The organism is Methanomassiliicoccales archaeon, assembly GCA_038850735.1.
Classification (GTDB): domain Archaea; phylum Thermoplasmatota; class Thermoplasmata; order Methanomassiliicoccales; family JACIVX01; genus JACIVX01.
On the sequence record JAWCLO010000014.1, the window covers coordinates 10,221 to 14,623 of the forward strand.

Genomic DNA, 4,403 nt, shown 5'->3' on the forward strand with positions numbered 1-4,403 from the left:
AAAGATAAACAAACCAGATTCCATGAGTGTGTCAATCATGCCAGTTTTTGAAATTATCACACCGCGGCTTCCAAGCAGTCGCTTTATGCAATGATTGCAGGGGAAGGCGGTCGAGGAAATACTCTAACTATCATTGAATTGAGAAAAATATTTATCTCGTATAAAGCTATACATCACCTTCAGCCAGGTGGGGGATATGTTTGAAAAGAAATCTGAGGCCAGAAATGTTTTTATCGCTCTTGGAATCGCTTGCATAGTCCTTTCGGCGGCTCTTGCTACTACTACCGTAGCTCATTTGAAAATGTTAGGCGAAAAGGGAGCAGTTATCGAAGACCTGAATGGCCAAATCTCTGAGCTTCGCGATGACTTAAATGAGTCCGCTGACGTAATTGTAACATTGGAAGCAAGAGTTAAGCAGCTCAATAACCAAATCAAGACGTTGCAGAGCCAGAAAGAGTCATTGCAAGCACAGATCAGCCAGTTGCAAAATGAGAAGACTGGACTAATCGAACAAATTCAATTATTAGAATATGAAATAGCAGTTCTCGAAGCAAGTTACTCAGACCATGTGAAAGCCTATCTCAGTCTTGTTGATAAAGTGAACCACCGATGTAATCACATGGATATTGAGTCTTTCATCACACCTACCGATCGGTTAGTGCAGGATACAGTTTTCAATATCACAGGAGGATGGAGCGACGATTCTAATTGGGATGAATACTGGGATGACATCAAGGAACTATATCTGCGGGTATGCAACAATATAGAATACAGATATGATGGCCTATATCCTTTGCTTCCTAATGAACCTCAGGATGCGTTGACTTTCAGAAAAGAAATGTGGCAATTCCCAAACGAAACTTTGTTGTTAAAGTCAGGTGATTGTGAAGACCAGGCAATTCTCCTCTGCTCGATGATCAGGTGTTACAATGGAATGCGTTATAAAGCAGAGGCGATTTGTATAGAAAGTAACAAATCAGGCCATGTAGCAGTGCAAATTTTGGTTAGCGGTGGCAAACTCGTAATTTTCGATCCGGCAGGACACTATTATAGTCGCAATTTTTTCGGAAATATCATGTTTAACAGCATCGAAAAAGAGATCAACAATTGGTTGAATTATTGGAAGCCTGGTATGGGAAATGATGTTAGAGTGTGCAGAGTTTTCTCCGACTATATGGACAGGACTTTTAGTTCAACAAACGAATACATCTCGTGGATGCAATCTAGACAATGAAGAAAAAAATCTTATCTCTTTCCTGAAACAGAATTTTCATTTCCTTCTTTTTTTCAAGCGTAAGGACTAATCGAGAATCTCTAAAGTAGTTCCGGTCAGTACCTGTGAGTCGCCATTCTCTCCTCAAACATCGCCGACCTCGCGATCCTGTGGATTTCTATTACACCGCTGCAGATCCTCGTCACTACCTTGACGACCTCATCGGAATCGCCCGCCGTCTGCATGCTCTCGAGGATGTAGAACGCCAGGTCCGCAGCTCCCAGGCCGTAGTCCTCTCCTACCCTCCGATCGATGCCCTTGATGATCTCGTGATCGGTATACGGGTCCTTGTCGTAGTCGACTTCGACAATTCTATTGAAACCGCTCCTTGAAATCATGATGGTCACCTATATTCTATTATCGGATAATATCCGATATGATCGCATAAGATATTAAGTCTTTCTATACTCATTTATCCGACATGAGCGGCAAAAGGGAGAAGATATCAGTCACAATCCCAAGGGAACTCATTGACTGGATCGACGAGATGGTGGAGAAGAGGGTCTTTGCGAACAGATCGCACGCCGTGGAGGTGTGCGTACTGAATTACAGGGAGGCGACTGGCGAGAAGGGATAGAGAGTAATTCTAATGTCTCCCCTTTTTGCACGATATGGGAACTCGAGGTATACGCATATTGTAGAGAGCGGTTTCAATCATCGAAGTCTTTCTATGCAAACAAGGATATATACCTTCAGCAAATACTGATTATGGGGTGTGGATGTTGCTTGATCAGGCTTTCATAATTTACACCATGGCAGGATCGATCACAGGCCTGATTATTGGTTTGCTTATTAGGAAGCGGTGGAGAAATTGGGTAAGGGAGAGATTAGAAGCGGTAAAGTAGTGACCCCAATAACATCACGTTATGACTGGAATTCAGTTTATTTCTTTATTTGCAAACTGATTTGATTTGCTTATGCCAAACTATAATAATAATCCCAGCAACATAAACACTAACGAGACCAAAATAATACAGAACATCCGCCCCCACTTGAATACCATAATATATTACGGAACCCAGCAAAGCACAGTAAACCATGATGCACGGGTAAAGGTAGATTTTAGCCGGAATGACAAAACCTTTTTTGCTCCCCATTCTTAGTCTTTCGAAATTCGTAGTCACACCAATCGATGGGGGACTGTCGAGCCCCAATTCCCTCTCTATTGTTTCAGCTGTCCTCACCGCTTCTCTCAGATAGATACGATAGTGCGTATCTAGGTCCCACAGGAGAGGTGCCATTACGATTAGGAATATCGCAGTTCCTGCGATAAGAAGCAAGCCGAGCTGGATATCGACTCTTGCTGCAGCGTTCGAAGCCCCAGCTATGGTGATGCTGAGAAGAACAAAAAAGAGCTGCCGAATGCCTATTATAGAGCGATCGAGAGACTCTACAGTTCGCCGGGTGATATCAAGGTTCTTCATGAGGATATTTGTATCAGGACGCGCACCCTCTGTCCTAATACCTACATCACTGGTCACGCAAAATAAAAGGGTCTTGTATTAAATAAGCTTTTTTGTATATATATAATCATATCGCACGCCCGCGAACTATCGCGCATGTAAGCGCATTGTCGGTTTGAGACCTCTCAAACCGTCAGCTCTTCTGCGCTCTCCCGTATTTAAGCATCCCCCCGGTTTTCGGGGGGTGTGTAATCCGACAGGTCGATCCCCTTCCTCCTGGCGTGGTCTACGAGCGTGCTGCGCGGGACTTTGAGGATCTTTGCCGCCTCGGACACGCTCCTTGCCTTCCCCGTCCTAAGCAGCTCGACAGCTAGCGGTACATTAACGTCCTTCCTCGCGCCCTTCCCCCACCGCCCTCCCTCGCGTATCCTCCTCTGGATACCTTCCCTCACGCGCTCCGCGTGGTGCTCCCTCTCCATCTCGGCGAAGGCGAGCATGAGGGTGTAAAAGAACTTCCCTCCAGGCGTCGTGGTGTCGATCTGGTCCTTGACGAATATCAAGTCGCACTCCGCCTCCTTGAGTTCCTGCGTCGCCTGCAGGCCGTAGAGCGCTGAACGCATGAACCTGTCCAGCCTCAGGCACACGATCGCTTCGAACCTGCGATGCTTCTTGTCTTTCGCTTCCTCCATCATCTTCTTGAACGCGGGCCTGTTGGGATCCTTTCCCGAGCGCCCCTCGTCGACGAACTCATCGACGATTTCGTGTCCGTGGATCCTGCAGTAATCCCGCAGGATGAAGAGCTGCGTTTCCGGGTTTTGATCCTTGTCGTCGGTGCTGACACGGGCGTAAAGCGCGACCCTCATGCTTCCAGACTCCTCCTCGCGCATTCCCCCTTGTTTTTCAATATTAATAGACGATATATATACTCAGCCATTTTCGTCGTCTTCCTCGAGCATGAGGACGTCCAGCGTCTTCTCCCTCAATCTCTTGTAGATCCCATCTATTTCTGCGGGTAAAGGCGAAAATGTGCCCGTGGCTTCGTACCACAGCCTGCCCAGGTCGCCGTCGGGGTTGTAAAAGTCCCTGTGCTTCACGAGGAACTGCACTTCGTATATCCCCCTCTGCGGCACGATGATCTCCCACGTCACGTTGCGCCTGAGGGGCCTCGCGATGTCGCTCATGGCGGGCGCCGTCAGGATGATGTTCGCCACCCTCTGCCTCGCCATCGTCAAATATTCGATCTGCGCGCGCAGCTTCGGCGCTATGTGCTGCCACGCCGGGCAGGTGCGCTGCACGTCGTCCCATATCAACGCGGGGATATGTTCCCGCGTCGTCTGGATCTTCTTCACCACGTCGAGGATGTTCCAGAAGGTGTATTTTCTCACCACATCTTCCATGACTGCCAGCTTCTCTTTTTCGGAAGCCTCGTCGACAAGCACGAGCTCTTCCCCTTTTTTCTCGAACCTTATGAGCCCGCGGGCGTAGGCATGCGCCCTGTACGCCATCCAAATCGAGAGGCTGCTCTTCCCCACACCGAACGCCCTGCCCATGCTCGGTTCCATGCCAGCGCTCTGGCTGGTGATGAGGAAAATCTCCAGGAAGTCGTTGTCGATATTTTCCGCAACCCTGTACCATATGCTGCTCATCTTCCTGAGAAACTTTTTCGACGCGTCCGGCTTTTTCTTTTTGAGGACGCTTTTTTCCAAAGCGCTTTCCATATCTGCCCC

At 47.9% G+C, this 4,403-nt stretch carries 7 protein-coding genes; 3 read left to right on the forward strand and 4 right to left on the reverse strand.

Going from position 1 to position 4,403, the window contains the following annotated elements; translation table 11 throughout:
* Positions 1-196: 196 nt before the first annotated feature.
* Entirely contained in the window at positions 197-1,234 is a 1,038-nt protein-coding gene (locus tag QW087_07780; GenBank protein MEM2944622.1) for a transglutaminase-like domain-containing protein, read from the forward strand.
* A 95-nt stretch (positions 1,235-1,329) separates the two neighbouring features.
* Here the strand turns inward: QW087_07780 and QW087_07785 are convergent, their stop codons facing one another.
* Positions 1,330-1,611 carry a hypothetical protein gene (locus QW087_07785; protein MEM2944623.1) on the reverse strand — a complete coding sequence of 94 codons (282 nt, stop codon included), beginning with the start codon at positions 1,609-1,611 and terminating at the stop codon, positions 1,330-1,332.
* 83 nt (positions 1,612-1,694) lie between these two features.
* Between QW087_07785 and QW087_07790 the strand changes: the two genes are divergently transcribed.
* Both QW087_07790 and QW087_07795 read left to right on the forward strand, forming a co-directional pair.
* Complete coding sequence (locus QW087_07790) at positions 1,695-1,850, forward strand: ribbon-helix-helix domain-containing protein (GenBank protein ID MEM2944624.1); 156 nt, start codon at positions 1,695-1,697, stop codon at positions 1,848-1,850.
* Between the two features lie 142 nt (positions 1,851-1,992).
* Entirely contained in the window at positions 1,993-2,118 is a 126-nt protein-coding gene (locus tag QW087_07795; protein MEM2944625.1) for a hypothetical protein, read from the forward strand.
* Between the two features lie 45 nt (positions 2,119-2,163).
* Here QW087_07795 and QW087_07800 read toward each other — a convergent pair whose 3' ends face one another.
* The 3 genes from QW087_07800 to QW087_07810 form a co-directional block, all read right to left on the reverse strand.
* The gene (locus QW087_07800) at positions 2,164-2,754 is read right to left on the reverse strand and encodes a hypothetical protein (GenBank protein MEM2944626.1); all 591 of its coding nucleotides are present in this window, start codon (positions 2,752-2,754) and stop codon (positions 2,164-2,166) included.
* A 140-nt stretch (positions 2,755-2,894) separates the two neighbouring features.
* Positions 2,895-3,563, reverse strand: a complete 669-nt coding sequence (locus QW087_07805) for a recombinase family protein (protein ID MEM2944627.1) — start codon at positions 3,561-3,563, stop codon at positions 2,895-2,897.
* A gap of 39 nt (positions 3,564-3,602) precedes the next feature.
* Positions 3,603-4,403: hypothetical protein (locus QW087_07810; protein ID MEM2944628.1), on the reverse strand; the 801-nt coding region annotated here is incomplete at its 5' end.